We start from the raw sequence: 25,160 nt of genomic DNA, 5'->3' as shown, positions 1-25,160 counted from the left end.
ACAAAGAAAACGATAGAGAAATCGATAAGCTATCGTAGAGGTCCGTGTATGTCGATTTTGAAAAAACGAAAGTGGATAATATGGTTGTCATCTGTATTCCTTATCCTTGCAGTTTCCATTACAATTTTTCTGCAAATCATCATCCACTCTAATGTACCTGCACTTGCAGAAGGCAGTATTGAGCAACGCTATGCTACGCAAGGAAGCTATGAGGTCAAGGTAGAAGAAGTGAAAGGTACCGGCGGAGAGGCTTTATTTCGTATTTATTACCCCGCATTTCAAGGTAACGAATCCTATCCTATGATTTCTTGGGGGAATGGAACAGATGCCACACCAGATCGATATGAAGAGCTCCACACCCATCTTGCTAGCTGGGGATTCATTGTCATCGATTCCTATAGCAAGACAACAGGAACCGGCAAAGAAATTATGGCAGCTATTGAATATTTGAAAAATGAAAACCAACTCGCAACCAGCTTATTTTATCAAAAAGTCCAAATGGAACACATCGGTGTAGCCGGACATTCGCAAGGGTCTACGGGAGTGATTAATGCACATACCAACTATCCAAATGGGTCATTAATTAAGACGATTGTATCCATCGCTCTCCCCGATTTGAAATATTGCGATCCACAAGATGTGTATGATACAGCACGTATTACCGTACCTTTCCTCATTATGGGCGGCACACGAGATTTTATCATCTCTCCTGTATCCACAAATGAATTAGCCTTGCAGACTACTAATGCAAATACACCTGTTATGATGGGTATGGCGAAGGGGGCCGCTCATACCGCGATTGAAGGTAATGGTAACAATCATAGGGGTTACTTGACGGCTTGGATGAGGTATCGGTTGACGGATGATCAGGAGGCTATGAGGGCGTTTCATGGGGAAGCTGCTGAGATGATGCAGAGTAAGAATTGGGGGGATGTTAGGCAGGCGAATATGGGAAATGATAGAGCTGACAAGTAAATCGTTTAGAGTTTCTTCTTTTATAAAATGCGCTTCTATTTCCAATATTAGGGTATAGTAGGATTAGTTAATAAATATTTCAGGAGGCTACCGCCATGTCACAGGAGATTTGGATTAACTTGCCGGTCAAAGATGTTGAGAGGTCAACTGCTTTTTTCAATGAGATTGGATTCCATGCGGCGAGCGTTGGTAACGAGAGAGCCAAGCTTACCATTGGCCAAGCAACGATTCTGCTGTTCCCCGATGCGGCGTTTGAGAAATTTACAGGTTCAAAAGTCGCAGATACATCAAATAGCGCAGAAGTAATATTTTCTATCGGCGCTGGAAGCAGGGAAGAAGTAGATGCCTTTATTCAAAAAGTAGAGTTTGCTGGAGGAAGTATCTTTGGCAAACCAAGTGAAACTGACGGCTGGATGTACGGCGCAGGATTTGCCGACCTGGACGGCCACCGTTGGAACCTACTGTACATGGATGAGAGTAAAATGCCAAAAAGCTAATATGGAAACGCCGGTCACCTGTTTAAGGTCACCGGCGTTTTTTTCGCAGATCGTATGTTATTTCATTAACAACAACTACTTAATAACTTCAACCTTCTTATCTCCTGCTGTCTTCGCATAGACTGTGCCGCCTGCAAACAACATAGTTACGACTAGAGCCATGCTTAGAGCTATGGAAATCATTTTTCTATTCCGATTGAACATGTCCATACCTCCAATATGTAATTTATTTGCTAAGTGGATATAATTATCTGATAATTTAATTATAACGTACTGCCCATGGTTATTAAAGGAGTTTTTCCATAAAAAAGACGCCATCCCATATACATAGAATAGCGTCTTCATACTTCAACTATTTTTCCTAAGGATTAGTTGACCAAAGTCCAGCATGTTTTAACAACACACGTGGATGAAGCTTCAGCTGTGCAACCATCAAGTCTGCTAAATCTTCTGCTTGCATCACTTTATCGGGATTGCCGTCCGTTAAGTTGAGTTCAACCGCCATATCTGTGGCAACCGTACTTGGTGTTAACGTTGAAACACGAATGTTATGCTTACGCACTTCCAGCATTAATGACTCACTTAGTCCGATAACCGCAAATTTAGAAGCGGAATATGCACTTGTAATCGGTGCACCCTTCTGACCAGCTGTTGATGAAATATTAATGATATCGCCTGTCTTGCGCTCGATCATTTCCGTCAATACTGCACGTGTCGTGTAGTACACACCTTTTACATTGACATCGATAATATTCGTCCATTCTTCAGGTGTTAGATCCATGAAGTTACCGAATTTCGAAATGCCCGCATTGTTTACTAGAATATCAATTGCACCAAGCTCGCCGCGAATGGATTCAACTGCTGCAGTGATGGAGTCTAAATCCGCTACATTTGCCGCAGCGATTGCTACCTTCACATCATACTGTTTCAGTTCCTCTGCTACTTGTTGCAAATTTTCAAGTGTACGTCCAACAAGACCTACATGAACACCTTCTTGTGCAAAAGCTATTGCTGTCGCACGTCCAATTCCACGTCCTGCTCCTGTAATTAACGCTACTTTACCATCAATCGTTTGCATGATATCCACTCCTTGATGAAGTATTATAACTAATAAATCGCAATTGGCCCATAAGGACCATCGATAATTTCTATTTTCGTTTCAAAAATATCTGTCAAAACTTCTGGATCCATAACCTCTTCTACTGTTCCAAAAGCAGCAATTTGTCCATCTTTCATCGCACAAATTCTATCCGAATATTTGGCTGCAAAATTTATATCATGCATAACAGTCAGAATTGTTCTTCCAAATTCATTAGCAGCATGCCTCAAATGCTCCATCATTTGAACAGAACGAGCCACATCAAGATTGTTCAGAGGTTCGTCCAAAAGTACATATTCCGTCTCTTGGCACAAAACCATTGCTACGTACGCCCTTTGCCTTTGACCACCAGAGAGCTCATCTAAATATCTATTTTCTAGATCAGTCAAACCTAAAAAATCGATATATTTAGAAATAATAGCCTCATCCTGTTTCGTTAATCTTCCTTTTGAATAAGGAAAACGTCCAAATCCGACTAGTTGTCTAATCGTTAGCCTCGTTACAAAATGATTTTCTTGACGTAAAATAGTTAAAACTTTTGCTAAGTCTTTTGAATTAGATTCAGAAACATCCATATTTGCTACCTGAATTTGACCTTCATCCATATCCAATAGTCTTCCAATCATCAAAAGTGCCGTAGACTTTCCAGCACCATTTGGTCCAATTAAAGAAGTAAGACCCGCTTTTGGTATTTCGATATTTAATGGTCCTATTTTTACCTCATCCGTATACAATTTTCTAACATTATCAATCTTTATCATAGAGCCCTCTTCCTTAAAATCACAATTAAGAATATGATTCCACCAAATAATTCAATAATAACAGAAACTACACCTTGCGCATTGAATACATGATACATTAAAAAGTATGCACTCGTTATTATCAAAAACCCTATAGCAAGAGCCATTGGAAAAATATATCTATGATCATAGGTTGGCGCCGCTTGATAACTCAAAGTTGCAACTAAAAATCCATAGAAAGTAAGTGGTCCAATCAAAGCTGTTGAAATTGACATCAAAACAGAAACTAATACAAGCGTATAAATGATACTCGATTGATGTTTAACTCCAAAAGAAGTAGAGACATCCTTTCCAAGTGACAATATATTTAGATTCTTAGAATGAGCAAGAAGTAATAATGCTACAATGATTACTATAGGAATTACAATAGGAAAATAGGCAGAATCTGCATTATTAACAGAACCAAACAATCTTGTCTGTAAAATATCAAACTCAGAAGGGGAAAGAAGTCTTCTCATAAAAGCTGACACAGATCTTAGCCCCGTGCCAATAATAATTCCAACCAAAAGCATAAGCTGCATATTTCCGTACTTTCCAGAAAGCAACCACCCATAAAGGATCAAACTCATCATGACCATAACAATAACTTGAATTATAAATGGTCCAGTACCACTGAAATTTAACATTGCACCAACACCAAAGAAAAACATTGTACTCGTATGAATGGTGGAGTAAAGTGATTCAAAGCCTAAAAGTGAAGGGGTTATAATTCTATTATTCGTAATCGACTGGAAAGCAACGGTTGTCAAACTATGACAAATGGCAGCAATAAGCATTGCAACAATAGCCACTATCCTTCTCTTAACAACTGGGATAAAAGAAGGTGAATCTATCGGAACTGGATTGTTATAAACTAAAAGTCCATAGCAAGAAAGTAGCCCCAATCCAATCAATGTTATGAGCAAAATCCAATAACGTTTTTCTTCTTTCTTAGAACGAAAGGCTCTAGCTGATCTATTCCCATTATGAAGGCTAGAATTGATTACGACATTTTCTTTTTTTCTAGATTCCAATGCGATCATCTTAGCCTCCTTGGTTTTCTTTGTCTCAATAAAATAGCAATAAATACGACTGCCCCTACTGTTCCAAGTATTAAAGAAACAGGTACTTCAAATGGCATAATAATGGTTCGAGAAATGATGTCACAAAGCGTTATCGTACCCATTCCTATCACACATACCCAAGGCAAATTACTCCTAAGATCATCTCCCCTAAACATGGAAACAATATTGGGGACAATTAATCCTAAAAAAGGTAAGTTTCCGATAACAGCTGCAACAATTCCAACTGCTAAAGAAATAAGACCCGTACCAAAAAGAACGATCCGGTTGTAATTTACTCCTAGACTTGTTGCAACATCTTCCCCTAGTCCAGCTAAAGTCAGTCTATTGGCATAAATAAAAATAAGAAAAGTAACAATTACAATTATCCATAAATATTCATATCTTCCAACTTGGATTGCCGCAAAAGAACCTACAAACCAAGATTCAATATTTTGCGTCGCTTGAAAAAGGAGTCCCGTAAAAGTAGAAACTGCAGAAACAACTGCTCCAAGCATCAGTCCAATTATGGGAACAATTAAAGACGAACGGAGTTTAACTCTTCTTAGAAATAAAAAGAAAACCATTGTTCCTATAAAAGAAAAAACAATAGCACCAGTCATTCTTAGAAATAATGTTGGCGCAGGAAATACTAAGTAAACAATAAGAAGGCCCAAACCGGCCCATTCAATCGTTCCTGTTGTGGTAGGTTCAACCAAACGATTCTGTGTAATAAGCTGCATGACGAGTCCAGCCATGGCCATGGCAGCCCCAGTAAGCATTAATGCTGCTGTTCTTGGAACACGAGTAATGAAAAACATTTCCATTCCATCCTCTTGTCCACGAATATCATAAACGCCAGTAAATAGGGATATAATCCCCAAAATAAAAACAACTATAATCGCTAATATAAAAGGTTTTGTCCATAACTTGTTGTGGTTATAAAGCCGGGGTTGAGAATTTTTCTCAACCCCAGAATTTTTTTCTATTGTCTTTCTCAGCACCATGTTATGCTCCTTTAGATTACTTAGCTAAAGTTTTTGCAAGGTTGTTAAATATCTCTATAAACGTTTGGATTGATTCATTTGTATAAGTGTCATTTGGTGCATAAACAATTTGTCCTTTAGAAACAGCAGTTACTTTTTGAAGAGCAGGTGACTTATTAATAACATCTTTTGCAGGAACGGCATCCGTTGTAGAAGATACTGCAGCATCACGATCTAGTACTAAAATCCAATCAGGATTACTTTTTGCAATAGCTTCAACAGAAATCTCATCACCTTTATGACCTGAAGTAGCGTTTTTAATTTCTAAAGCTGGTTTCCAACCAAAAATTTCATACATAGGTCCCCAAGCACGTCCAAAATTTGGAGCTACAAAGCCAATATTCCCACCAGAAACTTCAACAGCCATAACTGTATCCGTCCCATTATAGGCAGCCTTAGCATCTTTGATAGATTTATCAAAATCAGCTACTAATTTTTTAGCTTCTTCATTTTTATCAAAAATTTGACCTAAAGTAATTGTAGCATTTTTAAATCCATTTATTAAGTTTTCCCCAGGTTTTTCTGCTTTCTCAGAAACATCAAAATTCAGATCAATAACTGCTGCATTTGGCACTAATTTTTTTATCGCTTCATAATGGTTAGCAAATCTTTGACCGATAATTACAACTTCAGGGTTTGCAGCTGCTATAACTTCAAGATTTGGTTCACGGTGATTTCCAATATTTTTAACCGAAGCATCCTTAACATATGTTGAATCCGCAGGCATTACATCCTTTGGAGCAGCTACTAGTTTAATTTTCCAATCAGCTAAAGTTTCAAAAGCTCTACTATCCAGAACAATTACATTTTTTGGGTTTACAGGAACCTTAACAGTTCCATGTGAATCCTTGATGTCAACCGTTGAAGCTTTATTAGAACTATTTTCTTGCCCACTAGTTTCAGTTTTACCATTTCCATTACTTGAATTTGAGCAAGCTGCCAACACCAAAACAATTATTGTTAAAAAAACAGTTAATTTTAATTTCCCCATTTTCTATACTCTCCCTTTATATAAGTTTTATAGACAAATAGATTACTGAATTGATGAATTTATTATCTATGTATGAAATGAAGTGATAATGATTATCAATTGCAATATCCTACTCAAGTATAACAATAAATATAATCGTGTCAACTATTTAATTCGATAAAATTCGCATTGACGTATTTGCGCCAAGATTTTATCAAGTTGGGCTCGATAAATTACCTTGAAAATCTGTGGCAGCAGTAGATAAAATGAATAATAAAAACACCCGATTTTAGAATCAGGTGTTTAAGATTAATCTATTGATTTATGGATTTTCTGTTTCACATTCTTATCTGATCTGTTCTACTCTCCAAACCCGCTCCACCGTAATCTCAGCTTTCTGTGCCATCCCACTCCATCAACACAACCGCCTCAATATGTGTGGGGTGCGTATATGGGACAACCTTTTGATGTGGCTGCATTCGCTGAAATAAACGACGCTTATAGCTTAAAGACTCTTTTTATGACGTTGCCGCCTTCCTCTGTAAAGCATATGTCCGTTACTCCGCCGATGTTTAGTATCGTTCTCTCGGATGCCCAATCCATATAATAAGTAGACTCTAGGCACTTAAATATTTCATGAATTTAGATAGTTCTTGTTCTTGATTGGTACCAAAACAATCTTTGTTTTGATACTTTAAAGATTTTACTACATCTCCTATATGCAATTTGATTTTCTTCTTGTCTTGTGCTACCAACTTATTCGTAATCGCTGAAAAAGGTACATAATCGATACCTTCATCCTCATATCTCTTAATTGATCGCGTAAAAGGATTCGATGTAGACGGGATGAAGAATATTCCGCTGTCGTTATAAGCAACTACCCAAATATGCTCTGGGTCTATTGTATCCTGAAGCAAATTAATGACATCCAAATTAGCACTTTGCATATTCGGAAGCTGTTCACGCACATAGTTCTTCATAACATCCTGAGCCACACCAGCAGAACGCCCTCCCTTTTTGTTCAGAAACACCATCACAATCACTCCAACAATCACCAGTACCACTGGTATAGCCAATAATTTTAAATCCATAGTAAATTTCTCCTTTTTTTTATGTATTTTGTCGTAACGGGTATTTTAGCCAAGGACTTTCATCATCCTCAATCAACTCTTTTGCAATTTCCATAATACCGTACAGCATCACATTGGATCCGCCCCACATACATCTCCCAATGATATAGCCATCAGCAAGCTCTTTCCAGTCCACATAGGTGTTCTGACATTCTCTATGGGCTTTATGAATATAATTCCAAGCTTCTTCTTCTGAGAGATATGCCATTTCATAACAGCAACGTGTAATCAAAACCAGTCGACCCATATCCCAGCCAACAATAGATTGTGTGCTCAAGTCTACCCTATTGTTGATATGCTTATTTTTTACCAGATCTTCGAGTGTGTTGTTTAGATTTTTTATGTAATTGTATGTATTCACCTTTTCGTCTTCTTCCAAAACCGTCTCGTCAACTGCTGTGGATTGACCTGAAACAAAGTGTTTGATAGCCTCAAAATAGATTCTATGCCCCCTGCCACTCAGCCATTCCAAAGTCATTAATGCAGTATCTCTATCAACAATGTCGTAGTAATCAGCAAGATTTCGTCTTATCTCATTTGTGTCAGACCCCGTATGCAAACTATCACAAAAGTACATCGTCTGTTCTGCATTGATTGCTCCGACATTCAAAGCAGCATACTGTTCTACAGTTAAAACAGAGGCATTGGGGTTTTTTCGATACTTTTTCTTGCTCAGTGCACCCACTATTTTTTTAAAAAAACCCATGTTTCATCCTCGTTTCATTCATAAAATATAAATACTCTCGCCTATTACCCGATTCCAGATCGATTGACTTACCGATACTCAAATACATGAACCTTTCAGCGTACTCATTCCCACTTATTAGTATTATATTCCAATTGTTGATTATATTCGATAAAAGGAATGATTTTCCTTTTAAGCACAAAATAATTTACCGTGTAATGTTAGTTTTTTAAGTCTGCCACTGAAACCCCAATATCCCGAGGAAAACACCGAAAAAATAACCGAGAAAAAGCGATTTAAGTTTGAACTAAGGGCAGGAGGATAGGCAGGGAATAAGAGCTTAGGATTAGATGGAAAAGATTGAGATATGAGATGAGGAAAAGCCCAAGGAAGGCTGTATTGATTGGGGAAATAATTGAAATAAAAATTGAAAAAAGAAAAACCGAGCGATTGTCAGGGGCAATGCCTGATTTTCGCTCGGCTGATTGGCAAACTTTAAGTCCTCTGTTGTAGACTTTGTGTGATAGGGGCAGACTTAAATTGTTGGCTACACTTCTCTCCTCACCAACAACACAACTGCCTCCACATGCACCGTATGGGGGAACATATCCACCGGCTGCACGACTTTCGTTACGTACCCGCCATCTTCAAGCATCCGCAGATCGCGTGCCAGTGTCGATGCCGAACACGACACATACACGACGCGCTTCGGACGCATTGCGAGGATCGACTCGATGAGCGCCTCGTCGCAACCCTTACGAGGTGGATCGACGACCACTACATCAGCCCGCACTCCCGCGTCGTACCACTTCGGGAACACATCTTCAGCCGCACCGACGTCGAAGCTCACATTCGTGATCTCGTTAAGCTCTGCATTACGAGTCGCATCCGCGATCGCTTCAGGCACGATCTCAACGCCGTACACCTTGCTTGCGTGCTGCGCAAGGAACAATGAGATCGTCCCGATACCGCAATAGGCATCGACTACAACTTCATCCCCCGACAGCGCTGCATATTCCAGTGCCTTGCGATACAGCACTTCCGTCTGGATCGGATTCACTTGATAGAACGATCTCGCGGAGATCGCGAATTTCACATCACCGATATAGTCATAGATGTGCTCTTGTCCCCAAATGACACGCGTCTCTGCACCAAAGATCACATTCGTGCGCTCTTTGTTCACGTTGTGACAAATGGACACAACTTTAGGAAGCGCCTCACGAATTTCTTCAATCCATTGCTCTTGATTCGGGATTCGTGATCCGTTAGTTATAAGGACAACCATCATCTCACCTGTGGTGAAACCAACCTTAATGACAACATGTCGTAATAGTCCCGCATGTGTTTCTTCGTTATATGCGGTAATGCCTAAGCGATTACCGATTTCCTTGATCTTCGTAATGACTTCATCGTTATCTTCATGCTGAATCAGACACTTGTCCATATCGACGATGCGATGGCTGCCTTGCGCGTAGAATCCACCCACAAGACCGCCTTGCTCTTCACCGATCGGCACTTGCGCCTTATTCCGATAGCGCCAAGGATCTTCCATCCCAAGCGTCGGATACACGACGATACCATCTTTAGACGCATCACTATCATCAGCTTCATCCTGCCCAGCCACCTTCAGCTTCCCAATCCGCTCCAGATTGTCTACGACAAACTGACGTTTCCAGCGAATTTGCGCTTCATAATCCAGATGCTGTAATTGACAGCCGCCGCACTTATCATATATTTCACATGATGCATTCACGCGCTCTGAACTTGCTTCAAGTACCTTCAGTAGCTTCCCATACCCATACTGCTTCTTCAGCTTGAGTATCTTCACCAGCACACGCTCGCCTGGAAGTGCCCCAGGAATAAAAAGGGTAAAGCCGTCTACACGGCCTACCCCTTCACCGTTATGTCCAATGCCGATAATCTCGGCTTCATACTCTTCATTCTTTGCCACAGGTAGATGAGACAGATCGACAGGTTTGTCTTCTCTTCTATTTCCTCTGCTTCCACTTCGCTTGCCTCTGCTACTCTTCGTTGTCATGCTGGAACCTCCTGCGAATCATACTTGGTTTCATGTAGGTCGATTGACCAGATGGATCAATAAAGATATCCAAGTGAGATGGTAGGTTCGTCACCACGCATGGCAATATGCCGCCAAGTTCACCGTCTAAGTTCAATTGCACATAGTCGGGAGATTCAATCTCCACATGGCTCGTTCTGAACTGTACGATATGCGGATCGTGCAGGTGTTCACCGCGCAGCACAAGCGTCGCGATACGGATAAATTCAGCCAGATTACATTTACGCAGAACCGTTACATCAAATTGTCCATCATTCAGACTTGCGTCTGGTGCTAATTTTTCAAAGCCAGCAACCGAGTTGCTGTTCGCGATCAGGAACATCATCACATCTTCGTGTAGTTCCATCTCTTCAGACTTGATATGCATGTTTATCGGTTTAAACCGCGGCAGCTTCTCAAGTCCTTTCATATAATAAGCCAGTTGACCGAGCATCGTCTTGAGCTTACTTGGCACTTCATAAGTTAGCTCCGTCATGGAACCCCCGCCGACAATATTGATAAAGTAACGATCGTTAATTTTACCAATATCGATACTGCGCGATTCGCCGCCAATAATCAGATCACAAGCAGCCTTCCAGTGCCTAGGAATGGAGAGTGCTCTTGCAAAATCGTTCGTCGTACCAAGCGGCAATATGCCAAGCTTCGGTCTGTTCTCTCTCTCGGCTATTCCGTTGACTACCTCATAGAGCGTCCCATCTCCACCAGCCGCAATAATGACATCAAATCCACGTTCTACCGCATCTTGAGCAGCAAGTGTCGCATCTCCAGCACCGATTGTGGCATGTGTCGAAGTTTCCAAACCGCCTTGCTCAAGTCGCTGCAAAATCTCAGGCAGACGCTTACGCATTTCCTCTCGACCGGAAGACGGATTATAGATTAATCTTGCTCTTTTTGTTGCCATGAACTATCACCTATTACCTTCCTATATACCTTCAGCTACACCGTTACTTTGCGTTAGCACTTGCATCATTTGCCGTTCCACCCAGCTCGCAAGCTGTGAACTTGGCAGTAAAGTCTGACCATTATATCGATAATTCAAACCTTCCAGTCGCTTCGGAATGGCTTGATTCGTGTAGTACCCTTCACTTAGGAAAATAGGCACTACGAGCACCGTCAGCTCTGGTCTATCAAGCTGCCACTTTATGACTTGCTCGCGTAATTGATCTGGCCTTAACATCGCGGCACCACATGCCGCAAATCTGCCTAGCTCTTTTACGCGCTCAGCTAACTGACGCAAACCATCGTCCCATTGTTCATAAAATCCCGGATGTGGACTCCCATGACCAACAAGCACAATGACCTCCTCAGCTGGACTTACAGAAAGCGGACGAAGCTTATCCCAGACAATACCCGCCACAGTGGGGTCATCATCAATCGGAGAAGTGTAATGAACCGTCCCCTTCACCTGATACGGCGCAAGCTCTGTTTCTACTAATGTATGCGTATGTACGCCAAGTGCACTCGCAATCTCATGCACATGCGTACTCCCTTTGGATATAAATAAAGGAATTGTAATGAAATCCGAGACACCCTGCTGCGTTAGCTCGTCGATGCCATCTTGAATGCTGCGACCCTCTACAAGCTCCAAGAAACTGACCACATGCGGTATGCCTGATGGCAGCTTCACAAGAGCAGCCATCTCATCGACAAGCTGCACCCACTCTTCACTTCGAGAGCCGTGAGCGATTATGAGCACGCCATCTTTTCGTCTCATTTACTATTCCCTCCGAATTCAGCCATTACCCTCATGCTATCCAAACGTTCCCAAGATGTCAATGTAAGGGAGTAGCGAGGTACGTACGAAGTTCTATTCTCAACACGAAAAATCCCACTTTACAGTTGTAAAATAGGATTTAGCGCGAGTTATTTCTGTGCAATTGCGTCTGATCATTAAGATTTAGCGATCTAGACGGTCCAAAGTCAAGATATAACCATCATTGCCGTAGTTCAGGCATCTTTTGACACGAGAGATCGTCGCTGTTGAAGCGCCTGTCTCTGTCTCAATTTGATTATACGTGTTGCCCTTACGCAGCATACGTGCTACCTCAAGACGTTGGGATAGAGATTGGATCTCATTAACGGTACATAGATCATCGAAGAATACGTAGCACTCCTCAACATCCTTTAATGTCAATATCGCTTCAAAAAGCTGGTCAATTGCTTTATCATTTAATTTCTTTAGTTGCATATCGTATCAACCCCTACTTAAAACTTGGTCTTTCTCTTTCTTTCATCTAGCCCTAAATCAAAGGTTACTTTAATTGGTTCTACACGGATAAAAGTTTTCCTTCCTATAATACGTGAAAACTTTATAATTGTCATGCGTTAATGAGATAAAATGTACGAAATCACTAGTACCCATGACAAACGTCTATACGAAACATTCGCCTAACACATACACTATAACAGAAAATATGAAGGAAGGATGTGAACTCCGTGAACAATTATTACCAAGACGATGGCTATCCGTATCAGCGGCAAGATGATCAACGTATCTTCGGCAACAATTTGTTCGGCGGTGGATCAGCTCCTGCCAACCCACAAGTCATCGATAGCGCTCCAACTTCCGCCGAAACATCATTCTCCCCGTATCCAGTTCCAACGGGAGGACCCGTTTCACTTAGTGAAGTTGGTGGTGGAGCTGCTGCTGCTTCCAAAGCTTCCAATTTGCTCAACCTCGGTCAAATTAAAGGATTTATCGACCGCATGGGCGGTGTTGAAGGCATCGTCGGTACGATGAATAAAGTGCAAGGGTTTATGAGCTCTTTTCAACAGATGGCACCGATGATCAAGATGGTGTTAGGTACATTTTCCAAGAAGAAAGGTAAAGATGACCTAGACGATCCACCACGTACAAGACGTCGCAGACCCAAGAGAAGAACTACCTCTAGCAAGGTGTATAACGGTAACCCTAGACCGAATAACAGTGCCAATAAGGCAGGGAAAACTAAGCGTGCACCTAACACCAAACCATCCAAACCACTTGCCAAGAAAAAACCCGCTGCCAATCGTTAATCTTTAAGAATCACTTTATATCAAGCTTTGTGCCCGGAGGTACAATCTGAACCCATGTCGTTCCTGCAAGAAGAGGGATTTCGCTGCCGTCCGCATACGCACGAATCATGCCGCCTTTACGATCCCACGTGATGGGCTGCGATTTTCCCTCTTGCATGATGACTCCACGACCTGGACCGTTCACATTCACACTGCGGCGGCCTTCCTTATCTAATATTTGGTGTTCAGCCTCAATGATAAGTAAGTTGGTTGTCGATAATTGCTCATTCGTCTCTTTATCCAGATGCGGCTTGCCTGCCATCGTTCTCATGTATTGCTTACGCCCTGCATCATACGTATATGCCACTTTATAACCCGAGATGTAAGGAATCGTGATTGTGCTGCCTGGATCTCTTAATAGATTTACACCTTGTCCCTTTGCAAAATGTAGCTCTGGCGCCTTCCACAATCCTCGGAACTTACGCTCCTGCGAACCTTGTGCCATTAAGTCGGTTGAGGTGTATAAGTTGTGAGGCATCTTGCGATCTTTCGCTCGCCAGTAGTACTTATCATCCCCATACACTTGATCGAGATGGTTCAGCTTGCGAGACTCCATGTAATTCATCGCATCCTGACTCCAACCTGCATGGACAAGCACGGCATCAAGCCCCTCACCAAGATGTGCAAAATACGGCCGCATCGAACGCACAGGTCCAATCGTCTCCACCTTCTGACTATGATAAATCGCTAGAAATCGCGTGATTTCTCCCTCAGCGAGCACCTCGAACACAATATCTGCTTTGTTCAGCCCTGATTGCGGACGCGCTTGCGGGGAATTTTCTACTGTTACAAGTCTTGGTCTATCAAAAGGTAACAGTAAGTTTGCCGGTCGCTCCACCAACTTCAATGCATACTGCGCATATGCTTCTTGACTCAGAGGAACACCCGTCAGCGGATATGTATAAGCGGATAATGCTTTTGCAGGATCAGGTGTTGGCGTACTATGAATGGATGGACTAGGGTTTAACGTCGTTTCTGGTTTAGGCGACGACTCTACCTGCGGATTACCTGTACAACCTGCTAGTAACAACAGTGTGCAACAACTAAGCATCCATCCTGTTTTCTTATTCAATCTGGTATTCAATCTCTTATTCTTACGATCTGTATCCATTGGAATCACCTCATCTTCATGCTATGCTTGGGTTAGACTTATAAAGTAGGAGCAGATCTTATGCATACAGGAACAGATCCACAATCACCATCTCATCCCAACGCCATTGTCTTGTTCGACGGTGTTTGCAACATGTGCAATAGCATTGTTAAATTTACGATTCGCCGCGATCCGACTGGAAAACTCCGCTTTGCTTCATTACAATCTGACGCTGGACAGCGGCTGCTTGAATCCTACAACTTGTCCACCCACGACTTCAACAGCTTCGTCTTAATCGAGGGTAACCGTGCGTATACCAAATCTTCAGCAGCACTGCGTTTAACTCGCAAACTTCACCTGCTATGGCCATGTCTCTACATAGGTATCGTCATTCCAAAGCCAATTCGTGACCTTATTTATCATTTTGTTGCACACAATCGTTATCGTTGGTTCGGACAAGCCGAATCCTGCATGATGCCAACCCCAGAGCTGAAACAGCGATTTTTGAATGAATAGTTTCTTATAATACGACAAAGACCGAACCCCTCTGTCTGAAGTGTTCGGTCATCGCTAGTATAACGCATCTATATTTATGTCTTTATGTCTGATTGCACTCATCTGTCTCATAACTTCTTACCTTACGATCTATCGAATTGACACGATTTGTTGTTCAAGTTCGATCTCCTCGACGTAACTACGTCCAAGGATCAATACTCCGAATGTCACCTTCACCAATTCTGCGATAAACTTTTTCATACGTACCATCCTCCTCGTTCGATTTAATCGTTGTTTACGAGACTAGTGTACGATATTTAGAAGCAGTCGCTCCATCGATCTTGATTACATTAAGCTTACAATACTGTCACGCGGAAATAAAGTCATTTTTTGGAAGTACAACCCGATTATTTAAAATGTAATAAAGGACACACTACTCTTAACTATGTCCCAATTGGAGTGTGCCCATTATGCCTGCATGGTTAACTTGGATTAAAGTCAATTGGCTCTCAGTCGTGCTAATTAGCGGTGTCATCATCGCAACGATCTGGATACTTGCCCACAAGAGCGAATACGAACTTGAAGATGAGACCGAGACCGTCGATCCCCATGAGAAAGAGAAAGCTGCCGATTAGACGACATGATCGTCTCGTTAACGCTTAATCCCCTTTTACAGCCTTATGAACCTGATAGTAGAAAGCTTTCCAAGGATCATCTGCATGTTTCAGATGTTTTGCGTCAGACTCTTCGACAAAAGCTTCGATTGCTTGTACCTCAAGCTCTTCCGGAGACAGCTTCTTCTTTCCCCGTGCACGCGTTGTCTTTACCTCTTGCGCATCCAAGTTAGACTCGTTCATCATCAGTAATCCCTCCTCTACGTATCAATCCATTTTTTCCGTAATGCAAAAAGCTCGCGAAGCTCGCCCGTCGAAAGTTCCGTAATCCAACCCTCGCCGCTACCGACAATTTGCTCGCTTAATCCTTGCTTGCGCTCAATCATCTCATCAATTCGCTCTTCAAGCGTACCTAGTGTAATGAATTTATGCACCTGCACATCGCGCCGTTGTCCAATTCGGAATGCCCGATCTGTCGCCTGGTTCTCCACCGCCGGGTTCCACCAACGATCAATATGGAATACATGGTTCGCGGCGGTTAAGTTTAGCCCCGTCCCACCTGCTTTAAGTGATAAGATGAAGATCGCAGAAGACTCCTCACCCTCCACATTTTCTTTTTGAAAATGAGCCACCATCTCGTCCCGCTTCACTTTCGGAACGCCACCATGTAAGAACTGCACCTTCTCGCCAAGCTCACGCTCGATAACCGACTGCATCAAGTGCCCCATCTTCACAAATTGTGTGAAGATCAAGCATTTTCCCCCTTCAGATCGCAATTCTCCAATCATCTCGATCAATCTCGCCAGCTTGTTAGAGCGCAAATCTTCACCAAGCTCTACGTCTTCCTGCACCAAGAGCGATGGATGGTCGCACACTTGCTTCAGCCTCGTTAGAGTTGCTAGAATCAACCCGCGACGCTCCATCGGTGTCAACTCGTCAACCTTTTCCAGCATATTTTGAATGAGGTTCTCGTACAGACTACCCTGCTCCGCGTTAAGTGATACGTAGGTTTTCATCTCATTTTTCTCAGGAAGGTCAAGTTGGATCTTCGGATCTTTCTTAATGCGACGCAGCAGGAATGGCTGAATGAGCTTCTGAATCTGCTCGATCAAGCCTTGATCCTGCTCTTTCTCGATCGGATTTACATACCGTTTGCGGAAATCGTGCAGCGTGCTAAGATACCCCGGATTTACGAAGTCAAAGATCGACCACAACTCCGTCAATCGGTTCTCAATCGGTGTACCTGTTAGCGCAATTCGATGATCGGCAGGGATTTGACGAATCGCCGCAGATTGCTTCGTATACGCGTTCTTGATCATCTGCGCTTCATCTAGACATAATGAACTCCACGTGACCGAACACATCTCAGGCTCATCCATCTGTGAGAGGGTGTATGACGTAATGACCACATCCGCCTCTTGAATGGCCTCCATGAATGCCGCCCCCTTCGCACGACTTGCGCCATAGTGCATGTGCACCTTAATCGACGGCGCGAATTTCTCAAGCTCCATCTGCCAGTTGCCAAGTACGGACGTCGGACAGATCAAGAGCGCAGGAGCTTGCACATCTTCCTTTTCCTTCATTGTTAGCAAATAGGAGATCCATTGAATGGTCTTACCAAGTCCCATATCATCTGCCAGCACACCGCCTAAGCCAAGCTGCCGTAGGAACATCAGCCATGACAGCCCTTCTTGCTGGTATTTGCGCAAACTTCCGTTCAATCCCGACGGCGCGTCATAAATCGGCATTTGCGAATGATCATGTAATTTAGCCACCATCTCACGCAGGTGATCATTCAGTTCTACTTGCATCTGGACTTGTTGCTCCTGCGCATGCACCGCATCCGGATCGAATGGATCTTCAGGTAATTCTTCCAACAAGTGCAGCTCCAGTACATCTTGGAATGATAGTCCGCGCTGTTTCTCCACTTGCTTAATAATCTCACGAATTTGCTCAATCGAAGCTGGGTCCAGATGCACCCATTTACCGCGAATTTGGATAAACCGTCGTTTGCGTTGCACCAATTCTCGGAACTCTTCTTCTGAGAGCTCCGTATCGCCAATCGCCAGCTTCCAGTTGAATTCAATCAGCTGCTTCATGCCGAAGAAAGAGTTCGTCGGTGCGCCGACAGTCTGCGCAACTTTCGCCTTTAACTTCGGTTTCAGCTTCTGCACCCGCTCCCACCAAGTCGGCAAGAACACAGAGCAGCCTGCTTCAAGCAATTGAATGCTCCCCTCATCAAGGAACTTCCAAGCATCGTCTTCGCTCAGCGTTGTTCGCACAGATCCGTCCCGATTCCGACTTTCTAGCCATGGTACAGCGGCAAGCCATTTGCGAATTTCACGCTCAGTCTTCGTTGCCGCATGCGGCTGCCAGTGTGCAGGAAGTCCTCCTTCGATAGGGTGCGCGATATAGCTGTCGCCATCTTTTTCAAGGGTGCATTCCATAATGAGATCCGCAACCTTCTTATCCTGCAAAATAACCCGCAGTCCCCAATCGTCCTCCATATCCGGTTCGATCAACTGGAGACCCATGATAAACGGTACGTCATCCTGCTTCCAACCAATGGAGACCAGCCAGTCGTGCTCATCTTCCCATAGGTGGGGGCTTGGTGAAGGCATCTGCTCCTGCGTAGATCCTATCACTAGTTCGCTTTCCACGGTTCCCAAGTTAGAATCACTTTGCTGAATCTCCCGCTCTGCTGAATCGCACTTCGACTTGGCCACACGCTCCTTCCGCAAGGCAGGGTGAGCGTCATTTAACTGCTCCCACACTCGACTTACAGCAGGAAGATTCGTGATCAGTTCCGTCACAGCTTGATTAAACCAATCTTGCAAATACGCAACACCTATATGCACAGCCTCATGCTCGATCTGCATGTAATCTCGCTTCTGTGCACCTGTAAGTAGGAGCTTCCAGCCTTTAACGCCAGTCTCCCATTGTCTGTGGTCAGGTCCGAACAACCCCTCATCTAATGCACTTCGCATAATCGCAGCTGCACGGCGCAGTAAGCTTAGTTCTTCACTCCACTCCATCTCCATCGCTTTGACCACCGCTGTTTGTGCCAAATAATCCATTGCGAGATAAGGAGGCAGTATGACGCCTTGTTTGCGATCGAGTTCTCGCACTTCAATTATCGTCCCGTAGAACGAAGCTTGATGCCACCCGAACAAGCGATGCTTCAGCAGCGTCATATTGGAGGCTTGTCCTTCATCCACCCAGATGAAGAATGTGCCATCTTCCAATCTTTTTACAGAAGCGAAAGCAATCTCACTATCGTGTTGTTTATCTCTCATGAAATGAAGCCTCCTTTCCGCAATTCTTCTTGGAAGGCACGTAAGCGTGAGTGCTGCTTCGTCAAATAATCAACGTATGGCTGAAGCTTATGCTCTTGTTTCAGCTTCTTGTGGATCGTCCGTGTTTTCTTGAGCATCCGTACAGCAAGGCGGTACGCATCTCTATTTTTCAAGCTGATACAAATCTCTACCGTTTGAAAATACATCGGCAGCAGTAGACTCGGCTCTGCTTTTTCAATGGCTTTCAGCGTGAATTTATCCGCTTGCAGTGGTGAGACACCGTGATACAGATGGACATCCACCCAATCCTGCCATCGCTCCTCATCGGTTAAATAACCTGTGTAGAACAAGAACGAGCGTGGGTGCAGCGACAGCATAATCGCCTCTAGCTTCCCTTTATCCGGCACATTTTCCACCGCTTTATGCCAATAGGAGCAGAACATCTCCCAATCCTTGCCGTAAGATCGCTCTACAAACTGTGCTACATACTCAAGCCATAACGACAACTTCTCCCACTGCTCCTGGCTAAGATGAGATTGCAAGTATGGCCATATATGCGTAAATATTTTGTCGCTATGTGTAAAAGGTTCCAGACGCTCTATCGCTTTCTCGTCTTCACCATTCATAAATTCAAAATGCGCAAGCGCAAGTCCATACTTCTCGCTTAAGGTCCGATCTGATGCATACTTGCTACGCTGCTCCTCTAGTCTTGCAATCTCTGCTTCTCCCCACGCACGTCGCAGCAGTACATTTCCCCATAAGAATCGATACAGATTCAGCCAATCGACAGGTGATCGATCAATCGTAAATGTATGCTCCGCAAGCACATCTGCAATCGGCTGGATATAATCCGAATGATTCGTAAGTGCACGCTCTATATCGAGTTCGTTGACCAAATTCACAATCGCGCGTTCCGTCTGATCCGCTGCAAGTTCATATATGTTCTGATAGTAGTACGAATTATAGGTGTGTGCATTTCGCCCTAACCGCAAGAAGCTGCGCTGAATCTCACTCTCAATAAAGAGTAGAACGTGCAGTTCATAGATGGAGCGAAGATCAGGCTGCCAGTTTGCAGCAAGTGGTAGTAGCTCTTTAGTCACCTCACTATAGAAAGACTGAACATTCCCATCCCGCTTCAAATACCCGCCGCAGCGCATCCCGTAATAAGCATGCCACTGATCAGGACGATCCGTCTCCTGCGGGACTGGTATTGCAAGATGAGCTGGTTGTAGTTCCTCTGTTTCACGATCCACTCGCGTACTTGCAGTTGACTTACTCGCTTTCTGCCCAGATCCAATGACCGTTCCACCATCTTGAAGGAAATCCTCCATGACATAATCCACTTCTTCATCCGCCTGAGCCATACGTATCTTTGCCTTATTCGGAGAAGACTCTCTAGTCGATAAACGGGACGCACCACCTGCCTGTGCTTGTTTGAAGGTCTGGACGAATTGCTCAGGACGCTTGCCTTGCAGTGCATATGCAGTAAGAAATACCGCGGCAATATGCTTGCAATATCCATCATCATAACGACATTCACAAGTGCTTTCCTCGAACTGTTCCAAATCAAGGACAACTTCATATCGATCCGTACCTCGAACAACCGCACGCAGTGCTGAACCTTTATGGATTAAGGTCATGTGCATGACCGCTTTTTTCACGTGATACTCCAAACCTCGGAGCAAAATAATCATATTATAATTGGCGCGAATCGCATCTGCTGTCTGCTCCAGCTTCTCTTCCGCAATGATTAATTGACTCATATCCGTTCCTCCTGCCTATTCCTCCAATTATACCATAAGGGGCTAGGTCCATAGGAAATATACACACATATGTTCTTCCTGTAAAAATAACCCTCCTCATACGAAAAAAAGCCCCGAACATCAAGACTCTCCTTGACGTTCAGGGCTAACAACCTTTTAATCTGAGTACACCACATCATCATAATTCGTAATCGCTGCATTCCAGCTACGTACGCCGATTTTACCAGCACCCGTAGGTAGTTGACTGATCGCACCTTGGTAAATTTGCGTGTCATCCACCCATACCGTAATATTCGAACCTGCATACTGCACCTTGATCGTTGCTGTTATGCCATTCGTAAGTGCAGGACCCGTTGATGTAATTGAGCCATAGCCTCCAGCTCCGTTGACCCAGAACCAGTTCGTTCCGGTATCATAGACAATCCCTGCCCAATCAGTGGGTGAATTGTAGCGGAATACAACTCCTGCACGATTCGCTGTGTTCTGCGGCGTCACTTTGACCTCATAAGTTCCATCTGCTTTAGAAGGGGAACTGCTATCGACAACGATCGTACTAGAGTTGTTCGCAGTTACTCGGAGTGCACCACTTTGCAAGGAAGCTGAACCCGAACCGCTAACAACATTCCAACCTCCGATTCCATTGCTAAAATCCTGCGTGTAGCTCGCTGGTGGATTCGTGCCTGGAAGCTGGAACACACTGATCTCAGCTGCAGAAGCCCAACCTCCTGTACCTGCTGTTGCTTCAAGCTTCACATATCCAGTATTCACAGGTGATGGAAGATCGGCTGTTTTCTCAGTTGTATCGTTCACCCAAGTTCCTGTTGATGCTTGTGTGAAATTCACGCCATCCGTACTCGTATATAGCTTATAGCTTGTAATATTCCCGTTCTGACCACCATCTTGGCGTGGCAAGTACTTGATCTGCTTGACAGGATAATTACCACCTAAGTTTAGTGTGATCGATTGTGGGAGTGGGTTCGACAAATCCCACTTCGTATGCCAGAACGTCTCGCTATTTCCATCGATCGCTTTCGATGCTGATGCATCTTCATTCACAGTCTCCTGACTTGTCGCTGTTGCTGTCATTTGAGTACGTGGAATTTCTTGCATATCGACCGTCATCGTTGTTCCAACCACGGCCGTACTCCATGCACTTATGCCAGCCGCATTAACCGCACGTACTTTGTACATATGAGTGGAGCCAGCAGTCAGACCCACATGCGAGTAAGGACTCGATACACCTGTTGCAATCGTTCCATCTACTTCAATATCATAGCTCGTTGCCCCAGTAGAACCCGTCCATGTCACATTGATCTGCGAACTGCTTGGTGCTGCAGCTGACAAACTGGATGGCACATCCGGAATTTGAACAGGGCCGCTTAAGTCCTCCACGAGCAGATCGTCTAGGACGAAGTCCGAGTTTGACCCATTCACATTTTTAAGTCCAACCCATCCATTGCCAGAAGCAGCCGCTGTGAAAGTTTTCGAGAATACGGTCGGTGTTGTCGCAAGTCCAATATTCGTTGAGGATACCTCAGTCGTTCCATCGCCCACGATAAACGCATAGCTGTTATTTACCGCACTTTCGTATTTGAACGATACTTTATACGTATTACCTGCAACGAGACGAAGCGTTTGTGGAATCGTCTGTAATAGCAATCCTGTAGCTTCCTTATGAGCTTTAAGCGACCAATTACCGCTGATCACATCATCAATCGCATTGCCATTCCAACCTTTTTGTGTAAAAGGAGCATGAAGCTCTGCCAAGTGTGTACGAGGATCATTCACACCACCAGCCGCACCTTTGACGAATGGGAATAAGCCTTGATCCACATGTTCAAAATCTTCTGCCAAGTAAGCCCCTGTAGGATTTGCAGCCCGAACAGTCGGTACCACACGTACCTCATCGAACGTGACAACTGCTGATCCGTTATCAGCCTTTAGGTATAAGTCAGCCGTCGACTGACCTGCAGGTACATCGAATAGGACTCGCATCTTCTGCATTTTCGTACCTTTTTTCGAATCAGCTTGAATATAGTTCGTCGCAATGGATGAATCGGTGTAATTCGTTACTTCAACCCCACCGTAGTTTTTCACCCCAATTGAAGCGCGACGTGTGCCATCGACTTGAACAGAGACAGATGCTGAATACGTCCCTGGCGATAAGCCACTAATTTGCTGACCTACAGTTGCACCACCACTGCTAATTTTGAGCTCATACTGACCATTCGTATTGCGTTGTACGGCAGCACCAGTTCCAGTTACTGTCCAGTTCGACAGCCCGCCACTCTCAAAGCTTGGATCGTTGACCCGTGTACCTTCACCCCAATTGGATATCGTGTTTGTAGGGGCTGTTGATTTGTAGATGACATAAGGCGTCTTCGCTGTCGCATTAATCGTAATCTGATTACTTGTTACTGGCAGATCGCCGACGAGCTGCTTGCCTTGATCCGTAAGTTTATACAGCTTCACTGTGCTAAGCCCGCTCCAGCTTGCAGGCAGTGTCCATGTCGAGGAGCCACCACTTAAATTCCAGTGATACAATTTCGTCTCATTAATCGGTTCCCATGGGAGCAAATACTTCGTGCCATCGAGTACCTTCACTCCATTTTTCGTAATGATACGCGTTCCTGAAGCGTTCGTTGCACTCACATTATTTTCAAAATCTACCGTATTCGAAGTCCAGCGCGTGATCGGGAAGTTCTGCAAATATTTTGCCGGAAGATCCGTATTAAATGTCATTTCAATCATGCTGTTAAAATTAACCCGACCTTGCCAGCCTTCATAATCGGCCATCTCCGCACTACCGAGAAGTGGATCACGAGCGATCCAAGCATCTTTCTGATGGTTACGAATGAATCTAGCAATTTGGCTGTTGAAGCCTTTATTGTTCGTTGTACCGCCATAAGCATAATCGACAGCCCAGTGTGTCCACGTAGAATCATATTCAAGCGTGTCTGGGAACTCGGTTTCTAGGCGGAATCCTTGCTGATTAATCTCACGTGCTACTTGGCGGCTTTCCCATCCGTCACCGTACCACACGTCTAAGTAAACAAATTTGAGACCAGGCACATCATTCTTCAATTGTTGGAATCTGCTCAATCGGTTACCCGATGTCGCATCATCCCTTGTGCGAATGTAGTAAGAAGCGTCTAGCCAATCCCACCCTGGGGATGTTTTGTTGACCAATGTTTCACTAAACGCTTTCGCCTCCGGATACGACTCGGTTGCATTCACATGAACGCCGAAGTCGGCATTATACACAGCCCCAGCATTCACCAGTGTGTTCATATCTGCCGCACCACCTTGGCGCACGCCAATGTTACCACCGTAATCGGGATGTCCACTGTCATGACCTTCAGAAGCATAGCCCTTTAGCAGCACATTCTGCCCAAGTCCATCGGTTGCTAGATATACTTTCTTCGTTTCGTCGAGCGTTTTCAAGAACGGTTGTGTCGTTTGGCTGGCAAAGTTCATCGGGATGCGCTGCACGACTAGCTGCGGAATACGATCTGCGCCTAACGGATTGTTCATAATACTACGGAAGGCAATCGCACCATCTTGCCAATTAACGGTTCCGTCTCCGTTGCGATCAGCAGCAATTGCAATTTTTGCACTAGGCAGAGGTTCAGTTTGCGTCGATCCGCTTGCACGATAGAGCCATGAGCCACTCCACAAACCAGTCCGGTAGTAACTCGTCTTATTGACTGTCTGCTTCATCACACGTGAGTTTTCTTTAGCAGTTGCACCAGATGGAGAATCATAGACACTGTTCGTCCATAAACCTGCGCTTAGCTGGTTCGTGTTCAAGAAACCATACATATAACCTTGTGGAGTGCTATCTGCTGTAGGCGTGCCTGTTACATTCAGCATCGTATCGCCAGTTCCTGTTGTTGAGACGTACATACGATTACCTGCAAAAGCCGCACCTGTTTGGTTGCTTCTAACTGACAATAAATTATGATTCGGAATCTCGAAACTGCTTACTTTCGTGCTTCCATTATCACTAATATTCGTAACATTGAATTCTACGGTGTTTTGAATAACTTTAATTTGAATTGTAATGATGACATTGATAGAGGAGATGTTGAGTATGTACGTGGCTGTGTTTGCGGTCTTAGAGAAAGTTACTGTAGGTGTGTACAACGTGCCGTTAATTTTTACCTGAGTTAAAGCGTCTTCTTGTCCGTATAGTAGCGCGTTATTGGCTTTCCACTGGTACTGGACAACTTTCGGGAATGTATCGTCCAGCGTGACCGTAAGATCAGTGGATTCAATCGTCTGCGTGGCTGCATGTGCAACTTTAGTCAGCCATTTATCTGAGATGAAGCCTCCTGCCGCAAGTGTTTGTAAGAGCAGAATCACTCCGAGGAATATTGCCATTTTGGATAATAACCCTTTGCTCGATAAACGAGACATTGCCATGAATCTACCATCCTTTCATTTTCAAAGATTTGAAAACCGAATGTGCCGATTCTGCGCAGCTTTTCAATTCAAGATTACAATTATCCCCCTTTGGACGGTGGAAT

At 43.9% G+C, this 25,160-nt stretch carries 22 protein-coding genes; 5 read left to right on the top strand and 17 right to left on the bottom strand.

What is annotated here, in order from left to right:
- Positions 1-48: 48 nt before the first annotated feature.
- Positions 49-975, top strand: coding sequence for an alpha/beta hydrolase family protein (locus tag NV379_RS18105; protein ID WP_258208750.1), 927 nt, complete (start codon positions 49-51; stop codon positions 973-975).
- Positions 976-1,070: 95 nt separating this feature from the next.
- A complete protein-coding gene (locus NV379_RS18100; protein WP_258208749.1) occupies positions 1,071-1,472 on the top strand; it encodes a VOC family protein in 402 nt (133 codons plus the stop codon).
- Positions 1,473-1,547: 75 nt separating this feature from the next.
- Here the strand turns inward: NV379_RS18100 and NV379_RS18095 are convergent, their stop codons facing one another.
- The 12 genes from NV379_RS18095 to NV379_RS18040 all read right to left on the bottom strand — a co-directional run bounded on the left by NV379_RS18095 (position 1,548) and on the right by NV379_RS18040 (position 12,507).
- Positions 1,548-1,676: a hypothetical protein gene (locus NV379_RS18095; protein WP_258208748.1), complete on the bottom strand. Its 129-nt coding sequence runs from the start codon at positions 1,674-1,676 to the stop codon at positions 1,548-1,550.
- Positions 1,677-1,833: 157 nt separating this feature from the next.
- Positions 1,834-2,550: a 3-ketoacyl-ACP reductase gene (locus NV379_RS18090; RefSeq protein WP_258208747.1), complete on the bottom strand. Its 717-nt coding sequence runs from the start codon at positions 2,548-2,550 to the stop codon at positions 1,834-1,836.
- 29 nt (positions 2,551-2,579) lie between these two features.
- Positions 2,580-3,332 (bottom strand): iron ABC transporter ATP-binding protein, encoded by a 753-nt coding sequence (locus tag NV379_RS18085; RefSeq protein WP_258208746.1) that lies wholly within the window; start codon positions 3,330-3,332, stop codon positions 2,580-2,582.
- Positions 3,329-4,393, bottom strand: a complete 1,065-nt coding sequence (locus NV379_RS18080; RefSeq protein WP_258208745.1) for an iron chelate uptake ABC transporter family permease subunit — start codon at positions 4,391-4,393, stop codon at positions 3,329-3,331. Before NV379_RS18080 ends, NV379_RS18085 begins: the two co-directional genes overlap by 4 nt.
- On the bottom strand, positions 4,390-5,400 hold the full coding sequence (locus NV379_RS18075) for an ABC transporter permease (protein ID WP_258208926.1): 1,011 nt from the start codon (positions 5,398-5,400) through the stop codon (positions 4,390-4,392). The genes NV379_RS18080 and NV379_RS18075 overlap by 4 nt, the downstream gene beginning before the upstream one ends.
- Before the next feature lie 34 nt (positions 5,401-5,434).
- Entirely contained in the window at positions 5,435-6,448 is a 1,014-nt protein-coding gene (locus NV379_RS18070; RefSeq protein WP_258208744.1) for a siderophore ABC transporter substrate-binding protein, read from the bottom strand.
- Positions 6,449-7,044: 596 nt separating this feature from the next.
- A complete protein-coding gene (locus NV379_RS18065; RefSeq protein WP_258208743.1) occupies positions 7,045-7,518 on the bottom strand; it encodes a hypothetical protein in 474 nt (157 codons plus the stop codon).
- A 19-nt stretch (positions 7,519-7,537) separates the two neighbouring features.
- Complete coding sequence (locus NV379_RS18060; RefSeq protein WP_258208742.1) at positions 7,538-8,263, bottom strand: DUF1266 domain-containing protein; 726 nt, start codon at positions 8,261-8,263, stop codon at positions 7,538-7,540.
- Positions 8,264-8,789: 526 nt separating this feature from the next.
- Positions 8,790-10,280 carry a 23S rRNA (uracil(1939)-C(5))-methyltransferase RlmD gene (rlmD, locus tag NV379_RS18055; protein WP_258208741.1) on the bottom strand — a complete coding sequence of 497 codons (1,491 nt, stop codon included), beginning with the start codon at positions 10,278-10,280 and terminating at the stop codon, positions 8,790-8,792.
- The gene (locus NV379_RS18050) at positions 10,264-11,220 is read right to left on the bottom strand and encodes a diacylglycerol kinase (RefSeq protein WP_258208740.1); all 957 of its coding nucleotides are present in this window, start codon (positions 11,218-11,220) and stop codon (positions 10,264-10,266) included. Before NV379_RS18050 ends, rlmD begins: the two co-directional genes overlap by 17 nt.
- Positions 11,221-11,241: 21 nt before the next feature.
- Positions 11,242-12,033, bottom strand: coding sequence for a sirohydrochlorin chelatase (locus tag NV379_RS18045; protein ID WP_258208739.1), 792 nt, complete (start codon positions 12,031-12,033; stop codon positions 11,242-11,244).
- Positions 12,034-12,216: 183 nt separating this feature from the next.
- On the bottom strand, positions 12,217-12,507 hold the full coding sequence (locus tag NV379_RS18040) for a YerC/YecD family TrpR-related protein (protein ID WP_258208738.1): 291 nt from the start codon (positions 12,505-12,507) through the stop codon (positions 12,217-12,219).
- A gap of 248 nt (positions 12,508-12,755) precedes the next feature.
- Between NV379_RS18040 and NV379_RS18035 the strand changes: the two genes are divergently transcribed.
- Positions 12,756-13,334: a hypothetical protein gene (locus tag NV379_RS18035; RefSeq protein WP_258208737.1), complete on the top strand. Its 579-nt coding sequence runs from the start codon at positions 12,756-12,758 to the stop codon at positions 13,332-13,334.
- Between the two features lie 10 nt (positions 13,335-13,344).
- On the opposite strand, the gene NV379_RS18030 is transcribed toward NV379_RS18035, so the two are convergent.
- Positions 13,345-14,484 (bottom strand): DUF3048 domain-containing protein, encoded by a 1,140-nt coding sequence (locus NV379_RS18030; protein ID WP_258208736.1) that lies wholly within the window; start codon positions 14,482-14,484, stop codon positions 13,345-13,347.
- 60 nt (positions 14,485-14,544) lie between these two features.
- Between NV379_RS18030 and NV379_RS18025 the strand changes: the two genes are divergently transcribed.
- The gene (locus tag NV379_RS18025) at positions 14,545-14,979 is read left to right on the top strand and encodes a thiol-disulfide oxidoreductase DCC family protein (RefSeq protein ID WP_258208735.1); all 435 of its coding nucleotides are present in this window, start codon (positions 14,545-14,547) and stop codon (positions 14,977-14,979) included.
- Between the two features lie 449 nt (positions 14,980-15,428).
- Positions 15,429-15,593 (top strand): hypothetical protein, encoded by a 165-nt coding sequence (locus NV379_RS18020; protein ID WP_258208734.1) that lies wholly within the window; start codon positions 15,429-15,431, stop codon positions 15,591-15,593.
- A 24-nt stretch (positions 15,594-15,617) separates the two neighbouring features.
- Here the strand turns inward: NV379_RS18020 and NV379_RS18015 are convergent, their stop codons facing one another.
- From NV379_RS18015 to NV379_RS18000, 4 genes are all read right to left on the bottom strand, one after another.
- On the bottom strand, positions 15,618-15,818 hold the full coding sequence (locus tag NV379_RS18015; protein ID WP_258208733.1) for a hypothetical protein: 201 nt from the start codon (positions 15,816-15,818) through the stop codon (positions 15,618-15,620).
- A gap of 14 nt (positions 15,819-15,832) precedes the next feature.
- Entirely contained in the window at positions 15,833-18,868 is a 3,036-nt protein-coding gene (locus tag NV379_RS18010; protein WP_258208732.1) for a DEAD/DEAH box helicase, read from the bottom strand.
- A complete protein-coding gene (locus NV379_RS18005; RefSeq protein WP_258208731.1) occupies positions 18,865-20,631 on the bottom strand; it encodes an SWIM zinc finger family protein in 1,767 nt (588 codons plus the stop codon). The genes NV379_RS18010 and NV379_RS18005 overlap by 4 nt, the downstream gene beginning before the upstream one ends.
- A gap of 156 nt (positions 20,632-20,787) precedes the next feature.
- Positions 20,788-25,056, bottom strand: a complete 4,269-nt coding sequence (locus NV379_RS18000) for an endo-alpha-N-acetylgalactosaminidase family protein (protein ID WP_258208730.1) — start codon at positions 25,054-25,056, stop codon at positions 20,788-20,790.
- Between the last annotated feature and the right edge of the window lie 104 nt (positions 25,057-25,160).

The organism is Paenibacillus radicibacter (genome assembly GCF_024721995.1).
Taxonomy (GTDB): domain Bacteria; phylum Bacillota; class Bacilli; order Paenibacillales; family NBRC-103111; genus Paenibacillus_AM; species Paenibacillus_AM radicibacter.
Note: the sequence above shows the minus strand (reverse complement) of the source record. Positions and strands in the feature narration are given on the sequence as shown.